We start from the raw sequence: 20838 nt of genomic DNA, 5'->3' as shown, positions 1-20838 counted from the left end.
CTGGTTTCGCTCCTGTTCTTGTTCACGTGCGCGAGTGACGCGCGATGGCGGCATCGACGAATTCTTTTGCCTGTCCGACGTAGTTCGCCGGATCGAGCAACGATTTCAGTTGTTCCGCTGACAGATGACGCGTGACGGCTTCATTCGCGGCGAGCGCTGCTTCGAGCGTCGTGCCGTTTGCAATCGACGCCTTCGATGCGCCTTCCACGAGCTTGTGCGCGTCCATCCGGCCGATGGCATCCCCCAGCGCGAGCATCACCGCTTCGCCGAGCACGAGGCCGTTGGTGACGCTTAGATTGCCCGCGAGCCGTTCGGTGTTCACTTCCATGTCCGGCACGATGCCGACGATATTCGACAATGCGCCCGCCGTGAGCCGCGCGAGATCGGGCAGCGCTTCCCACTCCGCTTGCCAGCCGCCGAGCGCGCGTTCGTGCTCCTGCACCATGCCCGCGAAAACGGTCGCGACGAGATTCGGCGCGCGCGTGGCGGCGGTCAGCACGGCCGCGCAGCCGACCGGATTGCGCTTGTGCGGCATCGTCGATGAACCGCCCTTGCCCGCCGCCGCCGGTTCCGCGACTTCGCCGAGTTCGGTCTGCATCATGAGCGAGATGTCGCGCGCGATCTTGCCGAGCGTGCCCGTGAGCATGCCGAGAAACGCCGCTGCTTCCGCGATGCGGTCGCGCTGTGTGTGCCACGGCAACGCGGGCAACGCGAGCTTCAGGTCCTCCGCAAGCGATGCCGCCACCGGCCGCGCGCGGTCGCGCAGACTCGCGAGCGTGCCCGCCGCGCCGCCGAATTGCAGCACGAGCGCGCGCGCCTTTAGTTCGCTCAAACGCTCGCGATGACGCGTGACAGCATCGAGCCATTGCGCGAACTTAAGGCCAAGCGTGATCGGCAACGCTTGTTGGAGCCACGTGCGGCCGATCATCGGCGTCGCGCGATGGGTTTTGGCTTGATGCGCGAGTGCAACGCCCAACGTGGACAAATCGGCATCGAGCAAATCGAGCGCCGCGCGCAATTGCAGCACGACGCCCGTATCGATGATGTCCTGACTCGTCGCGCCCCAATGCACGTATTTCGCCGCTTCGGCGTCCTTCGCCTTGACCGCCGCCGTGAGTTGCTTGACGAGCGGAATCGCCAGATTGCCGCCCGCCGCCGCGCCGGTCATGAGTGCGTGGGCATCGATTTCATCGGCGTTGCACGCGGCGACGATCGCATCCACAGCGCTCGCCGGAATCACGCCATGCAGCGCCGATGCACGCGCCAGCGCCGCTTCGACATCGAGCATGGCCTGCACGGTCGCGCGCGGCGACCAGACCTCATTTGCAGCGAGATTGCCGCAAATGAGATCCGTGAGACGTCCCGTGGCCTCGAACATGCTCAGACACGCTCGATGATCATCGCGATGCCCTGACCCACGCCGATGCACATCGTGCACAGCGCATAGCGCCCGCCCGTGCGATGCAACTGATAGCTCGCCGTCGTCACCAGACGCGCACCGGACGCGCCCAGCGGATGCCCCAGCGCGATCGCGCCGCCGTTCGGGTTCACGCGGGCATCGTCATCGGCGACGCCGAGCATGCGCAGCGTGGCGAGCCCTTGCGAGGCGAACGCTTCGTTCAGTTCGATCACGTCCATCTGATCGATCGTCATGCCCAAACGCGCCAGCAACTTCTGCGACGCCGGACCCGGCCCGATGCCCATCACGCGCGGCGGCACGCCAGCCGTCGCCACGCCCAGAATGCGCGCGCGCGGCGTGAGGCCGTGACGCTTGGCGCTGTCTTCATCGGCGATGAGCATGGCGACCGCGCCATCGTTCACGCCGGACGCGTTCCCCGCCGTCACGCTGCCATCGGGACGCACGACGCCCTTGAGCTTCGCCAGCGCTTCGAGACTCGTTTCGCGCGGATGTTCGTCCTTATCCACGACCAGCGCATCGCCCTTTTTCTGCGGAATCGTCACCGCGACGATTTCCTGCGCCAGCGTGCCGTCCTTCTGCGCGCGCGCCGCCTTTTGCTGCGAACGCAGCGCGAAGGCATCCTGATCGGCGCGGCTGATGTTGTAGTCGTCGGCGACGTTCTCGGCGGTTTCCGGCATCGAATCGACGCCGTAGAGCTTCTTCATCAGCGGATTGATGAAACGCCAGCCGATGGTCGTATCGTGGATTTCGGCCTGACGCGAGAACGCGCTCGTCGCCTTGCCCATCACGAACGGCGCGCGGCTCATGCTCTCGACGCCGCCCGCGATCAACAGCCCCGCCTCGCCCGACTTGATGGCGCGCGCCGCGATACCGATGGCATCCATGCCCGAACCGCACAAACGGTTCACCGTCGTGCCCGGCACGCCGACCGGCAAACCAGCGAGCAGCGTGGACATGCGCGCGACGTTGCGATTGTCGTCGCCCGCCTGATTCGCGCAGCCGTAGATCACTTCCTCGACCGCTTCCCAGTCCACTTCCTTGTTGCGTTCGACCAGCGCGCGCAGCGGCACCGCGCCCAGATCGTCGGCGCGCACCGAAGCGAGCGAACCGCCATAACGGCCGACCGGCGTGCGGATGGCATCACATACGAAGGCTTCTTTCATCTGTCGACTCCAGGTTATCTCTCAGGCTCTTTCAGGCCGCTTCGGACAGCGGCACGTATTGAAGCGGCACGTTGGCCAGCTTCTGAAGTTCTTCGAAGGACAGGCCGTCGACCATTTCGCGCACGACGAAACCGTCCGGCGTCACATCGAACACGGCGTGGTCGGTGTACACGCGATCCACGCACTGCACGCCCGTCACCGGATACGAACATTCGGCGACGAGTTTGCTCTCGCCCTGCTTGGTGAGGAGTTCCATCATCACGTAGACCTGCTTCGCGCCGATGGCGAGATCCATCGCGCCGCCGACGGCGGGGATGGCATCCGGTGCGCCGGTGTGCCAGTTGGCGAGGTCGCCCGTCGCCGAGACCTGGAACGCGCCGAGCACGCAGAAGTCGAGATGGCCGCCGCGCATCATCGCGAAGGAATCCGAGTGATGGAAGTACGCGCCGCCCGTCAGCAGCGTGACGTGTTGTTTGCCCGCGTTGATGAGTTCGTCGTCCTCCTCGCCCTTGGCGGGCGCGGGGCCCATGCCGAGCAGGCCGTTTTCGCTATGCAGGAAGATTTCGCGATCCGCCGCGAGATGATTCGCGACGAGCGTCGGCACGCCGATGCCCAGATTCACATACGCGCCTTCGGGGATGTCCGCGGCCACGCGCCGGGCCATTTCGTCACGGGAAAGTTTCTTCATGGCTGTCTGTCTTCCTTAACTTTTAAGCGGCGAGTTCGGCGGCGTGCACGGCTTGCGGCACTTCCACGACGCGTTGCACGAAAATGCCCGGCGTCACGATATTCTCGGGGTCCAGTTCGCCCAGCGGCACCACCTTCGACACCTGCACGATGGCGGTTTTCGCGGCGCTCGCCATGATCGGCCCGAAGTTGCGCGCCGTTTTACGATAGACCAGATTGCCCCAGCGGTCGCCCTTGAATGCCTTCACGAGCGCGAAATCCGCATGCAGCGGCGCTTCGAGAACGTAGTGCTTGCCATCGATCTCACGCGTTTCCTTGCCTTCTGCCAGCTTCGTGCCGTAACCGGTTGGCGTGAAGAATCCGCCGATGCCCGCGCCCGCAGCACGAATGCGCTCGGCCAGATTGCCCTGCGGCACGAGTTCGAGTTCGACTTCGCCCGCGCGATAGAGCGCATCGAAAACGTAGGAATCCGTCTGACGCGGGAACGAGCAGATGATCTTGCGCACACGCTTCGCCTTGAGCAGCGCGGCCAGACCCGTATCGCCATTGCCCGCGTTGTTGTTGACGATGGTCAGCTCGCGCGCGCCCTGTTCGATGAGCGCATCGATCAGTTCGGAGGGCATGCCGGCCGTCCCGAAACCGCCGATCATGATGGTCGCGCCGTCGTGGACATCGGCCACGGACGAGGCGAGCGTGTCGAAAATCTTGTTGATCATTGCCGTTCTTCTCCTGCGCGAAGCATGGACATGAATGAGGTGATGGTGAGAAATGACGCTTGCATCCCTTTGTTCGATATGCGAACATGGATTCGATTAGCGAACATTGGCATGTTATTCCTGCGTTCGTTGTCGTGTCAACGAAGCACTTGCGTTTTGCGGGTTTGTACCGAGTTTCCCTTTGCCCTCAAGGTCGAACATGACGGACTCCCTTCCCGATACCGACTCTGTCACGCGTCCCGGCGACGCCTACGTTCAATCGTTCGCGCGCGGGCTCGCCGTGATCCGCTCCTTCGATGCTACTCGCCCCGCGCAAACGCTCACCGATGTCGCCGCCGCCACCGGCCTCACGCGCGCGGGCGCGCGGCGCATCCTGCTGACCTTGCAGGCGCTCGGCTATGTCGAAGCGGACGGACGCCTCTTTCAGCTCACGCCGAAGATTCTCGATCTGGGTTTCGCCTATCTGACGTCGATGCCCTTCTGGAACCTCGCCGAACCGGTGATGGAAGACCTCGTGGGGCAAGTGCACGAAAGCTGCTCGGCGGCCGTGCTCAACGGCGCAGAAATCGTCTACGTGCTGCGCGTGCCGACGCACAAGATCATCACGCAGAACCTGTCGATCGGCAGCCGTCTGCCCGCCTTCTGCACGTCGATGGGACGCGTGCTGCTCGCCGCGCTCGACGACGCCCGCCTGAACGCCGCGCTCGATGCCAGCGATCTCACCGCGCGCACGCCGCGCACGCTCACCGACCGCGATGCGCTCACGGAAGCGATTGCCGCCGTGCGCCGTCAAGGCTGGGCGGTGGTCGATCAGGAGTTGGAAGAAGGGCTGATTTCGCTGTCCGCGCCCATTCGCGACCGTCAGGGACGTGTGATCGCCGCGCTCAACATCAGCGGCAATGCGCAGCGCAAGAGCGCGAAGCAGATGGTGAAGTCGTTTCTGGAGCCGTTGCAGGACGCGGCGCAGCGCGTGACCGATCTGGTCGCGCGGCGCGGCTGAGCGAGAACGGCGGCCGCATGCACGACCTCGACCTCAACCTGATTCCGTTCCTCGTCGCCATCGAGGAGACGCGCAACGTGAGCCGCGCGGCCGAACGGCTGGGCGTGAGTCAGCCGCGTGTATCGACGGCGCTCGGCAAGCTGCGCGAGTATTTCAACGATCCGCTGTTCGTGCGCACCTCGCGCGGCATGGAACCGACGCCGCGTGCACTTGCACTCGCGCCCGCCGCGCGAGAGGCGTTGTCGCGCATCGAGCGTGGTCTGCTCGATACGCAGCACTTCGATCCGTTATCCAGCACGGACACGTTTTCCATCGCGCTGTCGGATGTCGGGGAAATCGTGTTTCTGCCGCGGCTGCTTCAGGCTTTCGCGCAACAGGCGCCGCAGGCGAATTTGCGCTCGGTGTCGGCATCGCATGAACAGGTGGAACGTGGACTGGAAGCGGGTGAAATCGATCTGGCGGTCGGCTATTTTCCGGATCTGCACGGGAACAACTTCTTTCAACAGCGCTTGTTCTCGCATCGCTTCATTTGTTTGATGCGGCGCGATCATCCGTTCGCGCGCGAGCCGTTGACGCTGGAACGGTTCATCGAATGCGGACACGCGGTTGTGCGCGCCGAGGGACGCAGCCAGGAAGTGCTGGAAAATCATCTCGACAAGGAACGCGTGCGACGTCGCGCCGTGCTCGAAACGCCGCACTTCATGAGCCTGCCGTTCATCCTGTCGCGCACGGACCTCATTGCGACGGTGCCGCATGCGATCGGGTTCGCGTATGTGGCCGAGCATGCATCGATCACGCTGGCCGAGCCGCCGCTGCCGTTGCCGCGCTTCGATCTGAAGCAGCACTGGCATCGCAAGTTTCATAACGATCCGCGCACGGTATGGCTGCGCGGTGTCGTCGCTTCGTTGTTCAACGACGAGATGGATGAATGGCCGAAGTGAGCGCTCTCTAGCGCTTGTCGATGCTCCACGCGCCCGGCCCCGCCGCCGCGATGAAGAGGAACACGAACGACAGCAACACCGCCGGTTCGCCCTGATTCAACAGCGGCAGCAACACGTGCCCTTGCGGCGCGTGACCGATGAAATACGCAAACGCCAGTTCGCCCGACAACACGAACGCCGCCGCGCGCGTGAACACGCCGAACAGCACCAGCACGCCGCCGACGAGTTCGATCACGCCCGCCGCGCCGAGCAGCGAGAACAGCGGAAGGCCGTCGAACATCGCGATATGCGGAACGTGAAAGAGCTTGGCCGATGCGTGCGTCAACATCACATACGCCGCGACGATGCGCAGCAAGGCCTGCGCGTAATTCGCCAAAGCCGGCGTGCTGAACGAGAGTGATTGCGCCTGAGTGGACATGTCGAAAGCTCCTGATTGGAATGCTTCGAGTCTAGGCAAGCCGTGGTCATCGATAAATCCGGCTAATATTGTCGTTTTATTTCCCTTCAGGAAAGAATCGATGGATGCCCTCACCAGCCTGCGCGTGTTCCGCGAGGTCGTCGAGTCAGGCAGCTTCGTGAAGGCGGCCGAGCGTCTCGATATCTCCACGGCGATGACCAGCAAGCATGTCGCGAATCTTGAGCGTCAACTGGGCGTGCGGCTGCTGAACCGCACGACGCGTCATCTGAGCATGACCGAGGCCGGCAGCGTGTATTACGAGCAATGCAGCGAGGCGCTCGATATTCTGCAGGCGGCGCAGGCTGCTGTCGGCGAGCAAACGGCACAACCGCGCGGCGTGCTGAAAGTGACCGCGCCGGGGTGGTTCGCCAATCGCAAGTTCGCGGATTTGCTGGTCGCGTATCAGGCGCGGTATCCGGGCGTGCTGGTCGACTTGCGGCTGGAGAACCGCTTTGTGGATCTGGTCGAGGAAGGCTACGACATGGCGATTCGCGCGACCTCCGAGCCGTCGCCTTCGCTGATCGTCCGGCCGCTGTGCAGCATGCCGTTCGTGCTGGTGGGATCGCCCGCTTATCTTGAAAAGCATGGACCGGTGGTGCATCCCGAGGACATCGCGCGGCATCGCGTGGTGCTGCCGACTTATACGAATATCGAGACCGTCACGCTGAGCGGGCCGGACGGCGAATTCACCGTGAAGAACAAAGCAGCGCTCAAGACCAACGATACGTCGATGGCGTTGCAATTGGTGCGCGCGGGCATCGGGCTCGCGTATTTTCCTGCCTGGATCGTCGAGCCGGAACTGGCTACAGGCGCGCTGGTGCATCTGCTTCCCGATTACGCGGCCTTTGCGCCGTCCGTGTACGCCGTTTATACGAGCCGCAAGTACATGACGATCAAGGTGCGGACGTTCATCGACTTCCTTTCCGAGACACTGGGCGCGCCTCAACCGAGTTCCATTGATTAGGAATACTCTTATTCAAGCATCGCTTTGCGCGTGTGAAGATCGCGCCGCCTTTTGGCTGAAATGCGTGCGACATATTTGCACGCCTTCTTGCCCGAAAGCGCGTCCCGTCACGCACGAGCAAGGCACGCATGGACTTTCCACTATTTCCGCTACTTTTCAATCTCGCGCTTCTCGGCGTGATCCTATTCATTTGCCGCACGCTTAACGTTAGTCAGCGCAAACCGGTCTGGAACGGCGCGCTGCTGTTCTTCGCGCTCTGCTTCCTTGCGATGACGCTCGATTTCGTGCTCACGATGGTGTTCGCCTCGGCAAGTTTTCACGACCGCACGCAATACGAGAGCATCGCGTCGCGTAGCGCCTGGAGCGAACGAGTTTCGAGTTACCTGATTCCTTGCGTGATTGCGCTGTGGCTGGGCATGCGCTTTCGTCGGCGTCAGCGCGTGGAGATCGAACGCGCGACGGGCGCGGGCGAATCGTCCGTGACGGTTCAGACTTCGCCCTACACGCAGTCAGAACTTCGGCTTTGAGCCGATGACGAGTGAGTTCATCGGGCCTGCAAGCAAAAATGATGGAAGCAGTTCTACATTTCGATTCGGCCTGATATAATTTCGCTCTTTCGGGGCGTAGCGCAGCCTGGTAGCGTACCTGCATGGGGTGCAGGTGGTCGGAGGTTCAAATCCTCTCGCCCCGACCAGAATATGAACCCGCATTGGCCTCTAGCCGATGCGGGTTTTTTCATGCACGCACGATTCGCGACCGTCTTTTCACCTCTGCGCGCCTCCGCACAAACCCCCTCCATATTCCCCTTGTCCGTCAGCCACTTAAGCTCTACTCTTAACGCGACATATAAGGAAATGCGCGATGTCCTCCCCAGCAGTTGCGCCTCCTGACCCGAGGCTCGTCCCCACTGCCCGCACAGGCTCTTCCCTGCGCGCAGAGATCGCCAGACGGCTCGAACCATCGTTACCGGCGCGCCTCGCGCACTTCGGCCGCATCTACCCCGGCTCGGGCAGATACATCTGCATCAGCGGACGAGAAAAGAGCCGTTCTTTCGCGCTCTACTTCTTCCATCACGGCGCCGATGACTGGCGCGTCTATCCGCCTTGTGGCGTGGGGCCGAGCATCGTCTACTGGTCGGCGGATGTGGTCGCGCCAAGGCCATCGCTGCAAGTGGTCGCCACCGCGCGCATGCCCATCGTACGGACGAAAAAATGCCGCGATCGATTTGCTCGAATCGCGGCACATGAAATCGGATCGGAGCAAGACTAGCCGCCCAGCAGATCGATCACCTGAAGAATGTCCTGGCGCAGCCGGTCCACATCAACACCGGGCGTAGCTTGCGGCGTGGGCTCGTCGACCATGTCGGCTTCGTCACTCGTCGGACGGCCCTGCGAATCGAGCCGGTTACGCGCACCGTTGATCGTGAAGCCCTGCTCGTACAACAACTCGCGGATGCGCCGGATCAGCAAGACTTCGTGGTGCTGATAGTAGCGGCGGTTGCCGCGCCGCTTGACCGGTCTGAGCTGCGTGAACTCCTGTTCCCAATAGCGCAGCACGTGGGGCTTGACGCCACACAGCTCGCTGACTTCGCCAATCGTGAAATACCGCTTGGCCGGGATCGGGGGCAAGACGACTTTTTCCATCGTCGATCAACCATTGTTATAGGTGATGTCGATTGAAGCACGGCGGTCTTACAGCGCGACGAGCCGCACACGCGGCGGCCTGAGCGTGACAGTCAGCGGGTAAGCTCTGTCTCCGCGCCTGTTTCGACCAGCGCCTTCAACTTCTGGCTTGCATGGAATGTCACGACACGCCGCGCCGCGATAGGGATGGCCTCGCCCGTCTTGGGATTGCGTCCCGGGCGCTGAGGCTTGTCGCGCAACTGGAAATTCCCGAAGCCGGACAGCTTCACGCTGTCGCCGCTTTCCAGCGCGTCACGGATGACTTCGAAGAACGCTTCGACCATGTCCTTCGCCTCGCGCTTGTTCAGACCCACATGGTCGAACAGCATCTCGGCTAGTTCTGCCTTGGTCAGCGTCGGGGTGTCCGGGGACGCGCCGCCGTTCGAAGTCGCGGTATCTCGGTTCATGGCGCTGCGCTGCGCCGAAAGAAGGGCTTCGAAATCACTCGAGTTCATTTGGTTCATATCAGTAAAACGGCGCGTAAGACGATTTGAGACTGTGCGATTGAGACGCTGGGGCCAACTTCAGGCTATCCGCGCAACCGCGCGCCGTGTACTCGAGCCAGGCGATCCACAAGCGTTTTGATGGCCGTGTCGACCGTTTCGTCCTGTAGCGTGCCGCCAGTATCTTGCAACGTTACACGGAAGGCAAGACTTTTCTCACGCGCTCCTAACCCGCCGGAAGTGTTTGATTTTGGACGAAATTCGTCGAAAAGCGCAACCCTTGTGACGTGCCTGCAAGCCGGTTCCGAACGGGCGTTTTCCAGCTCGTCGAGGAGCGTCTGAACCGGTACGTTTTGATCGACGACGATCGCGATATCGCGCCGCACGGGCGGGAATTTCGACACTTCGGACGGCGCGGGCAAGGCGCGATCCATCAGCGCATCGGCTTCGATTTCGAACAGCACGGGCGCATTCGGCAGATCGTATTTTTGTTGCCAGCGCGGATGCAATTCGCCGATCCAGCCCACCGCGCGCCCCGCCACTTCGATACGTGCGCTTCGTCCCGGATGCAACGCCGGATGCTCGCCCTTCACGAAACGCGGCACGACCGGCGCGAACAGCGCTTCGACATCGCCCTTCACGTCGAAGAAATCGACGTTGCGTGATGCCGCGCCCCATTGTTCGTCCAGCGCCGGACCGTAGGCCAGCGCGCCGATCATCTTCGGTTGCGCGTAGCCTTCGATCGTGAGTTCGCCCGCCTTCACCGATGCATCGCGCAGGAACACGCGCCCCGCTTCGAACAAACGAATGCGGTCCGCGCGCCGGTTCAGGTTATAGCGCAGCACTTCGATCAGGCTGCCGAACAGCGTCGTGCGCATGACCGAAAGCTGGCTCGCGATCGGGTTGAGCAGCTTGATCGGCGCGTGGTTGCCGGCGAAATCCTGCTCCCATTGCGCATCGACGAAACTGAAGTTCACGGTCTCCGAGTAATCGCGCGCGGCCACCGCGTGACGCAGCGTGTGGATCGAACGGCGCGTCTCATCGGTGCGGCGCATCTCGCTGCGCGCGACGGGCGGGCGCGCCGGAATCTTCTCGAAACCGTAGATGCGCGCCACTTCCTCGATCAAGTCTTCCTCGATCTCGATATCGAAGCGATACGCGGGCGGCGTGACCTTGAAGGTATCGCCGTCGCGCTCGAAGGCCAGATTCAGCCGCGTGAAAATTTGCGCGATTTCTTCCGCGCCAATCTCCACGCCGATGATGCGATGCGCCCTCGCCACCCGCATGCTCACCGGATGACGCTCGGGCACGTTGGTGATCTGATCGTCGACCGGACCGGCCTTGCCGCCGCAGATATCGAGAATCAGCCGCGTGATGCGCTCGATGTGCTCGACGGTCGTTGCATAGTCCACGCCGCGCTCGAAGCGATGCGCCGCGTCCGTCGAAAAGTTATAACGACGCGCGCGGCCACGGATGGCATCGGGCCACCAGAACGCAGCTTCGAGATAGATATTCGTGGTGTCGAGCGTGACGGCCGTGCTGTCACCGCCCATGATGCCCGCGAGACTTTCCACATGACGATCGTCAGCGATCACGCCGACCTGCTCATCCAGTTCCACAGTGTTGCCATTGAGCAGCTTGAGCGATTCGCCCTTCTTGCCCCAGCGCACTTCGATGCCGCCGTGAATCTTGTCGAGGTCGAACACGTGCGTCGGACGGCCGAGTTCGAGCATCACGTAATTGGAGATGTCGACGAGCGCCGAGATGCTGCGCATGCCCGAGCGTTCGAGGCGCGCGACCATCCATTGCGGCGTCTTCGCATGCGCGTTCACGCCGCGAATCACGCGACCGGAAAAGCGGCCGCACAGATCGGGCGCGAGAATCTTGACGGGCAATTTTTCGTCGAGCGTGGCTTCGACCGGCGGCATGTCCAACGTCTTCAACGGCGCGCCGGTGATGGCGGCGGTTTCGCGCGCGACGCCGAACACCGACAGACAATCGGCTTTGTTCGGCGTGAGCTTGATTTCGAACACCGTGTCGTCGAGATCGAGCGCTTCGCGGATGTCCTGACCGACCTGTGCATCGGCCGGCAGGATCAACAGCCCGCTGTGATCGTCGGACAACTTCAACTCACGCGCGGAGCACAACATGCCCTGGCTTTCGACACCACGCAGCTTCGACAGCTTGATCGCGAACGGCTCCGCGCCCGCTTCGGCCGGCGGCAGCGCCGCACCGACGAGCGCCACCGGCACCTTGATGCCCGGCGCCACATTGGCCGCGCCGCACACGATGTTCAGCGTCTCGCCCGTGCCGGCATCGACCTGACACACGTTGAGCTTGTCCGCGTTCGGATGCCGCGCGACTTCGAGCACCTGACCGACCACGATCTTGCTGGTCGGCGGCGCGACCGGACGCAGGTCTTCGACTTCCAGACCGGCCATCGTCAATGCGTGCGCGAGTTCATCGGTGGAGAGCTTCGGATCGACGAAACTGCGCAGCCAGGATTCAGGGAATTGCATGTGTGTCTACGTTCGGAATGAGGTGGAGTCTCGGGTCCGGCTCAACGCGTGTGCGTTCGATGCCGGACGTCGCGGGCAGGCGGCGTGCTCAGGCGAACTGTCGCAGAAAACGCAGATCGTTCTCGAAGAACAAACGCAAATCCTGCACGCCGTAGCGAAGCATGGTCAGCCGTTCGAGGCCGCTGCCGAACGCGAAGCCGATATAGCGCTCCGGGTCCAGCCCCATGTTGCGGATGACGGTCGGATGCACCTGCCCCGAGCCCGAGATTTCCAGCCATTTGCCCGCGTTCTTGCCGTGCTCGAACATCATGTCGATCTCGGCGGACGGCTCCGTGAACGGAAAATACGACGGGCGGAAGCGCACGAGAATGTCGTCGCGCTCGAAAAATTTCTTCAGGAAATCGCTGTACACGCCCTTCAGATCGGCGAAGCTGATGTTCTCCTCGATCCACAGCCCTTCGACCTGATTGAACATGGGCGAATGGGTGGCGTCGCTGTCCACGCGATAGGTGCGGCCCGGCACGATCACCTTGATGGGCGGCTTGTTCATGCGCGCGTAACGCACCTGCATCGGGCTGGTATGCGTGCGCAAGAGCAGCGGACGGCCTTCGGTGTCCTTGCCATCGACGTAAAACGTGTCCTGCATCGAGCGCGCCGGATGATTTTCGGGACTGTTGAGCGCCGTGAAGTTGTACCAGTCGGTTTCGATCTCGGGACCGTCGGCCACATCGAAACCGATCGAGCGAAACACCTGCTCGACACGCTCCCACGTGCGCATGACCGGATGCAGCGTGCCCGCGCCCGCGCCGCGCCCCGGCAGCGTGACGTCGATGGCTTCTTCGGCGAGGCGCTGGTTCAGGAGCGCATCCGCCAACGCCTGACGACGCGCGTTGAGCGCCGCTTCCACCTTCTGCTTCGCCACATTGATGCGCGCGCCCTCGGTCTTCTTCGCTTCCGGATCGAGCTTGCCCAAGCCCTTGAGCAATTCGGTCAGCGCGCCGGACTTGCCGAGAAAGCGCGCCTTCTCGTTTTCGAGCGTGGTGGCATCGGTGGCGTGTTCAAAGGCGCTTTGCGCATCGGCGACAATCTGGTCCAGATCCATTGATCCCATCTTCTCTACGTCGAAAATTCACACTGAGGTTCGGTTTTGCTGATCCACGTTCGATCATGCACGTGCTTGGTGGCGTGGATAAGCAAAACCGTCCGACCAACAAAAACGGGGCTCGGTGAGAGCCCCGTTTTCTGCCTTCGCGCCGCCGTCAACTACCCGGCGACGAGGAGGCGAACCACGCAGTACTAATTTCGCAATTAGGCTGCAACGGCGGCTTTCACCTGCTGAACGATAGCAGCAAAAGCAGCCTTGTCGAACACAGCCATGTCAGCCAGCACCTTGCGGTCGAGTTCGATCGACGCCTTCTTCAGGCCGTTGATGAACACGCTGTACGTCATGTCGTGCTGACGCACCGCCGCGTTGATACGCGTGATCCACAATGCGCGGAACACACGCTTCTTGTTGCGGCGATCGCGGTAGGCGTACTGGCCTGCGCGCATGACCGCCTGCTTGGCGATGCGATAGACGTTATTGCGACGGCCGCGGTAACCCTTGGCCAGACGAATGATCTTCTTGTGACGGGCCCGTGCGGTAACCCCACGTTTTACTCGAGGCATGTTGCGCTCCTATGAGTTTAAGTTGAGGTTAGGCGAACGGCAGCATTGCGCGCACGGAGTTCAGATCGGAATCATGAACGGCCGTCGAGCCACGCAGATGGCGTTTGTTCTTCGTGGTTTTCTTGGTAAGAATGTGGCGCTTGAAGGCCTGACCGCGCTTGACGGTACCGCCCGGACGCACCACGAAGCGCTTTGCAGCACTCTTCTTGGTCTTCATCTTCGGCATGAAACTACTCCACTTTTTAGATGGTCATGGGTGTGCGGCTGATCTTCCCGTGCTGGCCAAGACCCCTTCCCGCCCTTCGAAACCCACGCTCCACTTATAGGCGTGCGGTCTTTGCAAACCGCCGCTTTTCACGAGCCGCGCCATTTTAACGGCACAGCTCCGAAACTGCCGACAATGCCGCGCCGACCGCCTGACGACGGCGCGCGATCCATTGCTTCCTGCTTGTGGTTACTTACCCTTTTTCTTCGGGGCAAGCACCATGATCATCTGACGGCCTTCCATCTTCGGCATTTGCTCGACCTGACCGTATTCGTCCAGATCCGTCTTCAGACGTTCGAGCATGCGCATGCCGATTTCCTGGTGGGCCATTTCGCGGCCGCGAAAACGCAACGTGATTTTCGTCTTGTCGCCGTCTTCGAGGAAGCGCGTGAGGTTGCGCAGCTTGACGTTGTAGTCACCGTCATCCGTGCCGGGGCGGAATTTGACTTCCTTCACCTGCACGATCTTCTGCTTGAGCTTCGCCTCGTGCTGCTTCTTCGCTTCCGAGTACTTGAACTTGCCGTAATCCATCAGACGGCAGACAGGCGGTGAGGCCTGCGGCGCGATTTCGACGAGATCCACGTCGAGCTGTTCCGATTGACGGAAAGCCTCGGCCAGTTTCACGATTCCGAGCGGCTCATTGTCCACTCCGACCAGGCGCACTTCCGGCGCAGTGATTTCACCGTTGATGCGATGTGACGACTTATCAGTAGCGATGTTACGGTTCCTCTAAAAATGAAAAACAAGCCGCGCTGCGAGTGACTTACCTCAACGCCCGCACTTCCTGCTGCAGACGTCCGAGGAACGTATCGACCGGCATCACGCCCAAGTCGACACCGCCACGCGCACGCACGGCCACGGTATTCGCTTCACGCTCCTTGTCCCCGACGACCAGCAAATAGGGAACCTTTTGCAGCGTGTGCTCCCGTATTTTATAGCTAATCTTCTCGTTGCGCAAATCGGACTCCACTCTAAGCCCTTGTTTTTGCAACGATTGGGCCAATTGCGCGGCGTATTCTGCCTGACTTTCGGCAATATTGAGCACGATTGCCTGAGTCGGCGCGAGCCACGGCGGCATGGCACCAGCGTGGTGCTCGATCAGGATGCCCAAAAAGCGCTCCATTGACCCGACGATCGCGCGATGAAGCATGATCGGACGGCGGCGGCTGTTGTCCTCGGCCACGTATTCTGCGCCGAGCCGCTCCGGCAGCACCATGTCGAGCTGGAGCGTGCCGCATTGCCACGAGCGGCCGAGCGCATCCTTGATGTGGTATTCGATCTTCGGACCGTAGAACGCGCCCTCGCCCGCCAGTTCTTCCCACTTCACGCCGCACGCGGTCAGCGCTTCACGCAGACCCTGTTCGGCGCGATCCCAGGTTTCATCGGTGCCGGCGCGCTGTTCCGGACGCAGCGACAGCTTGATGTCGATATGATCGAAGCCGAAGTCCTTGTACACGCTCATCGCCAGCGTATTGAAGGCGATGGATTCCGCGATGAACTGATCTTCGGTACAGAAGATGTGCGCGTCATCCTGCACGAAACCGCGCACGCGCATCAGGCCATGCAGCGCGCCCGACGGCTCGTTGCGATGGCACGAACCGAACTCGGCGTAACGCATCGGCAGATCGCGGTACGAACGCAGACCGTGATTGAACACCTGCACGTGGCCGGGGCAGTTCATCGGCTTGATCGCGTAATCGCGCTTCTCCGATTCGGTCGTGAACATGTTTTCACGATAGTTCTGCCAGTGTCCCGACGCTTCCCACAGCGAACGGTCCATCACCATCGGGGTTTTGATTTCGAGGTAACCGGCTTCGTTCACGCGGCGGCGCATGTACTGCTCGACCTGCTGCCACACCGACCAGCCCTTCGGATGCCAGAACACCATGCCCGGTGCTTCGTCCTGCAGATGGAACAGGTCGAGTTGCTTGCCGAGCTTGCGGTGATCGCGCTTCTCCGCTTCCTCCAGCATGTGGAGGTACGCGTCCTGATCTTCCTTCTTGGTCCACGCGGTGCCGTAGATGCGCTGAAGCTGTTCGTTCTTGGAATCGCCGCGCCAGTACGCACCTGCGACCTTCATCAGCTTGAAGACCTTGAGCTTGCCGGTGGACGGCACGTGCGGCCCGCGGCACAGATCGATGAAGTTGCCATGCCCGTACAGACGAATTTGATCGCTCTCCGGAATGGACTGGATGATCTCGGCCTTGTACTTCTCGCCGATGCTCATGAAGTACTCGACCGCCTCGTCGCGCGACACCACGCGGCGCGACACCGGCTCGTCCTTCTTGGCGAGTTCCTGCATGCGCTTTTCGATCTTTTCCAGATCTTCGGGCGTGAAGGGACGGCTATACGAGAAGTCGTAGTAAAAGCCATTGTCGATGACCGGTCCGATGGTCACCTGCGCCTCGGGAAACAAATCCTTGACCGCATAAGCCAGCAAGTGCGCGGTCGAATGACGCACGACATCGACGCCCTCGGGGTCTTTATCGGTGACGATGGCGAGCGACGAGTCCCGGTCGATCAGAAACGAGGTATCGACGAGTTCGCCGTTGAGCTTGCCGGCGAGCGCCGCCTTGGCGAGGCCCGCGCCGATCGATGCCGCGACTTCCGCGACGGTCACCGGGTGGTCGTATTGGCGGACCGACCCATCAGGCAAACGTACCGAAACCATTTCGTTCTCCAAGACGCCGGCGTGGGCCCGGCGAGTTCATCTTAATCGTGCCCCGCGACTCGAACTGCAAAATCGAGGGATAAAAAAAATGCGGCCCCGCTATCGAGGGGCCGCATTCACTTTTCATACATTCCGCGAAACAATTTGGCAGAAGGCGAATTAGGTCCTCGACTAGCGTCGCTCCGAAAATGTTTCGGTCAACGTTCGAAGTACCATGTTGTTCGCCTTTTGCGCTGAGCGCTTCTTGCGGTTGAAACCCCGTGAGATGAATATCCACCGAAGTCTCGATTTTCGTTGGTAGGCTCGATTGGACTCGAACCAACGACCCCCACCATGTCAAGGTGGTGCTCTAACCAGCTGAGCTACGAGCCTGAAAGAAGTGAGATTATATGGAGCGTTTCGATTTTTGGCAAGCGTTTGTCTGCGGAAAATCGAAAAAGCTTCGTCGATCTTTCGAATCGACGCGCTTCGTCGGCCGATCTCGCTTTCAGCCGCGACGCATCGCGCGGATCACGCCGGGCACTTCGCCGAGCAGCGTGCAGGCGCGCTGAATCTGCGCCGCGTTCGACACTTCCACGGTGAACTGCATATACGCGATGTTCCTGCGGCTCTGACTTTTCACGCCGATCACATTGATCTTTTCACGCGCGAACACTTCGGAGATATCGCGCAGCAAACCCTGCCGATCCGCCGACTCGACCGACAGATCCACCGGATACACCGACGCCCCGCGCCCGTTCATCACCTCTGCGGACCAGGTCGTGTGCAACACGCGTTCGGGCGAGCGCTGCGCCATGCGCTGGAACGTCGCGCAGTCGCTGCGATGAATCGACATGCCCTTGCCGCGCGTGACGAAACCGGCGATCGGGTCCGGCGGCGCGGGCCGGCAGCAGCGCGCGAGTTGCGTGAGCAGCGCATCGACACCGACCACCAGCACGCCCGCCGATGCGCCGTGCGCCACGCTCTGCCCGCTGCTGCGCTTTTCGAACTGTTCCGGCGCTTCCGGTTCCGGCTCGGGCGGCGGGGCATCGGAAAGAGCCTGTTCGATGTTGCGCAGGCTGAACTCCTCTTTGCCGACCGACGCGTACAACTCCTCCTGCGCCTTGAAGCCCAGCTTCGCCGCAAGCTGATCGAGATTGACCGAGGTCTTCCCTTCGCGCTGCAAAGTCTTTTCGACGATCGCGCGGCCATCCGCGATGGTCTCCGCCGCGTCGACCGTGTTGAAGTACGCGCGCACCTTTTGCCGCGCGCGCGGACTATGCAGATAGCCGAGGTTCGGATTGAGCCAGTCGCGCGACGGCCCGCCCTCCTTCACCGCGACGATCTCCACCGTCTGCCCGTTTTGCAGCGGCGTGTTGAGCGGCACCATCGCGCCATCGACGCGCGCGCCGCGGCAGCGATGGCCCAGATCGCTATGCACGTGATACGCGAAGTCCACGGCCGTCGAGCCGTGCGGCAACGCGACCACGCGCGCCTGTGGCGTGAGCACGTAGATATGGTCGTCGTCGAGCGTGGCGTCGCGCAGATGTTGCCAACCGCGCGGTTCGCTGTCGTTCTCGCCTTCGACGTCATCCTTCCACGCGAGCAGTTGACGCAGCCACGCGATCTTCTCGTCGTACTTCTCGCTCGCGGTCACCGCGCCCGCGTAACCGCGCGTGCCGGCTTCCTTGTAGCGCCAGTGCGCCGCCACGCCGTATTCCGCGAACTGATGCATCTCCTGCGTGCGAATCTGCACTTCGAACGCGCGCCCGTCGTCGCCGATCACGACCGTGTGCAGCGACTTGTAGCCGTTCGGCTTGGGCCGCGAGATATAGTCGTCGAATTCGCGCGGCACCGGCTGCCACAGGTTATGCACGATGCCCAGCACCGTGTAGCAATCCTTGATATCGCCGACGATCACGCGAAACGCGCGCACATCGTTCAGTTCGGAGAAGTCGAGATGCTTGCCGCGCATCTTCTTCCAGATGCTATAGATGTGCTTGGGCCGCCCGCTCACTTCGGCCTTGATGTGCGCGGTGTCGAGTTCCGTTTGCAGACGCGCGATGGCCTCGGTCACATACGACTCGCGCTCGATGCGCTTCTCGTCGAGCAACTTGGCGATACGCTTGTAAGTGACCGGGTCTTCGAAGCGGAACGACAAATCCTCCAGTTCCCACTTCAGTTGCCAGATGCCCAACCGATTCGCGAGCGGCGCGTAAATCTCGAACGTTTCGCTCGCCACTTCCGGCGCGGGTTCGGTCTTGGTCGCCGCGTGGTAACGCAAAGTTTGCAAGCGCGACGCGAGTCGAATGAGCACCACGCGAATATCCTGCGCGAACGCCAGCAGCATCTTGCGCAATGCCTCGACCTGCGCGCGGCGCGCGGCCTGCGCATCGCGTGTGTTCTCGGGCAAGGTCGCGAGCGTGGCGCGCGAACTGACCGAGCCTAGACGCAGGAGCTTGCGGACATCGCCGACCAGGCGCTGCACTTCCGGCCCGAAGCGCTCCGCGATCACCTTGTCCGGATCGTCCAGATGCGGCGCGAGCACGAACAGCGCCGCCGCCGCGATGGCGTGCGCATCGACGTTGAGCGTCTGCATGATGCGCGCGGTGCCTGTCGCGTGATCCGCGAGCAGTTCGCCGGTGGATACGCGCACGTCCCGCGCATGCTCGCGCACGAACGCGAGCGCGTCGTCGATGGACGGCTCGGGCCAGGTTTCGCTGAGGACGTCGGACTCGGTCATACGGGCAAAGCCACGGCGCGATCAGCTACGCTGCGCGGCCACGACGACGATTTCCACAAGGCACGCGGGGTTCGCCAGCTTCGATTCCACAGTGGCGCGCGGCGGCGTGTCGCCCTTCGCGACCCAGCCATCCCACACGGCGTTCATGCCGTCGAAATGCACCAGATCGGAGATGAAGATCTGCACCGACAGCAAGTGCGCCTTGTCGCTGTTCGCCTCTTCCAGCAAACGGTCGATGTGACCAAGCACTTCGCGCGTCTGGCCGGTGATGTCCTGATCGGTGTCCTCGGCGATCTGGCCTGCGAGATAGACCGTGCCGTTATGGATGGCGATTTCCGAAAGCCGTGCGCCGACGTGATGACGAGTGACTGCCATGTCTGTTCAGTTCCTGATGAGTTGACGATGCAATATTGGGACGAAGCGCCGGGCGCTCAACCCGATATTATGCCGCGCCGCCGGCATTTCCGAGAAAGAAGCCCCGCGCGATGCCGATCTGCTCGTCCGACAGAAACGCAGGCGCGTGACCCGCGCCACGCGCTTCCACGCTCGTCACGGCCTGCCCTTTCTCGACCATCTGCGCGACCGTTTCCCGCGAGAGCAGGTCCGATGTTTCGCCACGCACCACGAGTACCGGCGTCTTGACCGACGCCAGCGCATGCCACAAATACGCCTCTCCCGCCGCACTCTGCTCCGGCGTCGAAGCCTTGAACGGCGCTGCAATGCCGGGGTCGTAGCGGAACGTCCAGCCGCCGTCCTTCTCGTGTAAGAGCGGCGTGTTGATGCCGGTCCATTCCTCGTCCGTCAGCGGTCCGAACGACGACGCGAGCGCCGCCGCGTGCTTCACGCCTTCATCGAGCGAGGCGAACTGCGCGGGCCTGCCGAGGTAGTCGCCGATGCGCGCCAGCGCCACCGGCTCGATATGCGGCCCGACATCGTTGAGCAGCATCTTGCGGATGGGCGTGCCGGGCAAGCCGCCCAACGCCATGCCGATCAGCCCGCCCATCGAGGTGCCGAACCAGTCCACCGTTTCCACGTTCAGGCGCGCGATCAGCGTCACCATGTCGGCGACATATTGCGGCACGCCGTAATGACGCGGATCGGCGAGCCAATCGGACAGGCCTCGCCCGACCACATCGGGACACACCACGCGATAATCGCCCGCCAACGCCTGCGCCACGCGATCGAAATCGCGGCCCGAGCGCGTGAGCCCGTGCACGCACAACAGCACGCGCGGATTCGCCGGATCGCCCCATTCCGTGTAAGCCATGCGATGCAGCCCCGCCGGGCTCGCGCACTGCACGAAACGCTGGCGTGGCACGCCGATATCGGACTGAGGCGCTTCGACGACGATGGTTGCGGTCATGAGTTTTCCTTTGGGCCAAGGTTCGAATCGATTGTAAAGCGGCTGATGCGGCAACGTGCGTGCTTAGGCCGAACGGATGACCCCAACGCGCGTCGCCATCGCAAACAAAACGGGCGAAGCCCTGAAGCTCCGCCCGTTTTTTTCCAACGCTGGATAT

The 20838-nt window shown here is 62.1% G+C and carries 21 protein-coding genes and 2 tRNA genes; 6 read left to right on the top strand and 17 right to left on the bottom strand.

Features of this window, described 5'->3' with window-relative positions; genetic code table 11:
* Positions 1 to 22 precede the first annotated feature (22 nt).
* From ACZCWR_RS09620 to ACZCWR_RS09605, 4 genes are read right to left on the bottom strand one after another with little or no spacing between them, the layout of a single operon-like run.
* Positions 23 to 1378 (bottom strand): 3-carboxy-cis,cis-muconate cycloisomerase, encoded by a 1356-nt coding sequence (locus tag ACZCWR_RS09620; RefSeq protein WP_487300541.1) that lies wholly within the window; start codon positions 1376 to 1378, stop codon positions 23 to 25.
* A 2-nt stretch (positions 1379 to 1380) separates the two neighbouring features.
* On the bottom strand, positions 1381 to 2583 hold the full coding sequence (gene pcaF, locus ACZCWR_RS09615; RefSeq protein WP_487300540.1) for a 3-oxoadipyl-CoA thiolase: 1203 nt from the start codon (positions 2581 to 2583) through the stop codon (positions 1381 to 1383).
* 31 nt (positions 2584 to 2614) lie between these two features.
* Positions 2615 to 3271 carry a 3-oxoacid CoA-transferase subunit B gene (locus ACZCWR_RS09610; RefSeq protein WP_487300539.1) on the bottom strand — a complete coding sequence of 219 codons (657 nt, stop codon included), beginning with the start codon at positions 3269 to 3271 and terminating at the stop codon, positions 2615 to 2617.
* A 22-nt stretch (positions 3272 to 3293) separates the two neighbouring features.
* Positions 3294 to 3986 carry a 3-oxoacid CoA-transferase subunit A gene (locus tag ACZCWR_RS09605; RefSeq protein ID WP_487300538.1) on the bottom strand — a complete coding sequence of 231 codons (693 nt, stop codon included), beginning with the start codon at positions 3984 to 3986 and terminating at the stop codon, positions 3294 to 3296.
* A 199-nt stretch (positions 3987 to 4185) separates the two neighbouring features.
* On the opposite strand from ACZCWR_RS09605, the gene ACZCWR_RS09600 reads away from it, so the two are divergent.
* A complete protein-coding gene (locus tag ACZCWR_RS09600; RefSeq protein ID WP_487300537.1) occupies positions 4186 to 4986 on the top strand; it encodes an IclR family transcriptional regulator in 801 nt (266 codons plus the stop codon).
* 17 nt (positions 4987 to 5003) lie between these two features.
* Positions 5004 to 5927, top strand: a complete 924-nt coding sequence (locus ACZCWR_RS09595) for a LysR family transcriptional regulator (protein WP_487300536.1) — start codon at positions 5004 to 5006, stop codon at positions 5925 to 5927.
* A 7-nt stretch (positions 5928 to 5934) separates the two neighbouring features.
* Here ACZCWR_RS09595 and ACZCWR_RS09590 read toward each other — a convergent pair whose 3' ends face one another.
* The gene (locus ACZCWR_RS09590; protein WP_487300535.1) at positions 5935 to 6345 is read right to left on the bottom strand and encodes a DoxX family protein; all 411 of its coding nucleotides are present in this window, start codon (positions 6343 to 6345) and stop codon (positions 5935 to 5937) included.
* 100 nt (positions 6346 to 6445) lie between these two features.
* Here ACZCWR_RS09590 and ACZCWR_RS09585 point away from each other — a divergent pair, with 100 nt between their 5' ends.
* The 4 genes from ACZCWR_RS09585 to ACZCWR_RS09570 all read left to right on the top strand — a co-directional run bounded on the left by ACZCWR_RS09585 (position 6446) and on the right by ACZCWR_RS09570 (position 8617).
* Complete coding sequence (locus tag ACZCWR_RS09585; RefSeq protein ID WP_487300534.1) at positions 6446 to 7348, top strand: LysR family transcriptional regulator; 903 nt, start codon at positions 6446 to 6448, stop codon at positions 7346 to 7348.
* A gap of 128 nt (positions 7349 to 7476) precedes the next feature.
* Positions 7477 to 7875, top strand: coding sequence for a hypothetical protein (locus tag ACZCWR_RS09580; RefSeq protein WP_487300533.1), 399 nt, complete (start codon positions 7477 to 7479; stop codon positions 7873 to 7875).
* Between the two features lie 90 nt (positions 7876 to 7965).
* Positions 7966 to 8042, top strand: a tRNA-Pro gene (locus ACZCWR_RS09575).
* A gap of 167 nt (positions 8043 to 8209) precedes the next feature.
* Entirely contained in the window at positions 8210 to 8617 is a 408-nt protein-coding gene (locus tag ACZCWR_RS09570; protein ID WP_487300532.1) for a hypothetical protein, read from the top strand.
* Here ACZCWR_RS09570 and ACZCWR_RS09565 read toward each other — a convergent pair.
* The 12 genes from ACZCWR_RS09565 to ACZCWR_RS09510 form a co-directional block, all read right to left on the bottom strand.
* The gene (locus ACZCWR_RS09565) at positions 8614 to 8991 is read right to left on the bottom strand and encodes a MerR family transcriptional regulator (RefSeq protein ID WP_487300531.1); all 378 of its coding nucleotides are present in this window, start codon (positions 8989 to 8991) and stop codon (positions 8614 to 8616) included. The genes ACZCWR_RS09570 and ACZCWR_RS09565 overlap by 4 nt on opposite strands.
* 92 nt (positions 8992 to 9083) lie before the next feature.
* Positions 9084 to 9494: an integration host factor subunit alpha gene (locus ACZCWR_RS09560; RefSeq protein ID WP_487300530.1), complete on the bottom strand. Its 411-nt coding sequence runs from the start codon at positions 9492 to 9494 to the stop codon at positions 9084 to 9086.
* 65 nt (positions 9495 to 9559) lie between these two features.
* Positions 9560 to 11992, bottom strand: coding sequence for a phenylalanine--tRNA ligase subunit beta (gene pheT, locus ACZCWR_RS09555; RefSeq protein WP_487300529.1), 2433 nt, complete (start codon positions 11990 to 11992; stop codon positions 9560 to 9562).
* 88 nt (positions 11993 to 12080) lie between these two features.
* The gene (gene pheS, locus ACZCWR_RS09550) at positions 12081 to 13094 is read right to left on the bottom strand and encodes a phenylalanine--tRNA ligase subunit alpha (RefSeq protein WP_487300528.1); all 1014 of its coding nucleotides are present in this window, start codon (positions 13092 to 13094) and stop codon (positions 12081 to 12083) included.
* A 206-nt stretch (positions 13095 to 13300) separates the two neighbouring features.
* Positions 13301 to 13660, bottom strand: coding sequence for a 50S ribosomal protein L20 (gene rplT / locus ACZCWR_RS09545; protein ID WP_035990405.1), 360 nt, complete (start codon positions 13658 to 13660; stop codon positions 13301 to 13303).
* A 28-nt stretch (positions 13661 to 13688) separates the two neighbouring features.
* Positions 13689 to 13886, bottom strand: a complete 198-nt coding sequence (gene rpmI / locus ACZCWR_RS09540) for a 50S ribosomal protein L35 (protein WP_006052501.1) — start codon at positions 13884 to 13886, stop codon at positions 13689 to 13691.
* 228 nt (positions 13887 to 14114) lie between these two features.
* Positions 14115 to 14642 (bottom strand): translation initiation factor IF-3, encoded by a 528-nt coding sequence (infC, locus tag ACZCWR_RS09535; protein ID WP_074168877.1) that lies wholly within the window; start codon positions 14640 to 14642, stop codon positions 14115 to 14117.
* A gap of 46 nt (positions 14643 to 14688) precedes the next feature.
* Positions 14689 to 16596: a threonine--tRNA ligase gene (gene thrS, locus ACZCWR_RS09530; protein WP_487300527.1), complete on the bottom strand. Its 1908-nt coding sequence runs from the start codon at positions 16594 to 16596 to the stop codon at positions 14689 to 14691.
* A gap of 295 nt (positions 16597 to 16891) precedes the next feature.
* Positions 16892 to 16968: transfer RNA gene (locus ACZCWR_RS09525), tRNA-Val, on the bottom strand.
* Between the two features lie 115 nt (positions 16969 to 17083).
* A complete protein-coding gene (locus ACZCWR_RS09520; protein WP_487300526.1) occupies positions 17084 to 19318 on the bottom strand; it encodes a RelA/SpoT family protein in 2235 nt (744 codons plus the stop codon).
* Between the two features lie 21 nt (positions 19319 to 19339).
* Positions 19340 to 19693 carry a RidA family protein gene (locus ACZCWR_RS09515; protein WP_487300525.1) on the bottom strand — a complete coding sequence of 118 codons (354 nt, stop codon included), beginning with the start codon at positions 19691 to 19693 and terminating at the stop codon, positions 19340 to 19342.
* 67 nt (positions 19694 to 19760) lie between these two features.
* On the bottom strand, positions 19761 to 20681 hold the full coding sequence (locus ACZCWR_RS09510; protein ID WP_487300524.1) for an alpha/beta fold hydrolase: 921 nt from the start codon (positions 20679 to 20681) through the stop codon (positions 19761 to 19763).
* Between the last annotated feature and the right edge of the window lie 157 nt (positions 20682 to 20838).

This window comes from Caballeronia sp. A2-2 (assembly GCF_057612605.2).
This window is presented reverse-complemented; position numbering and strand designations above follow the sequence as displayed.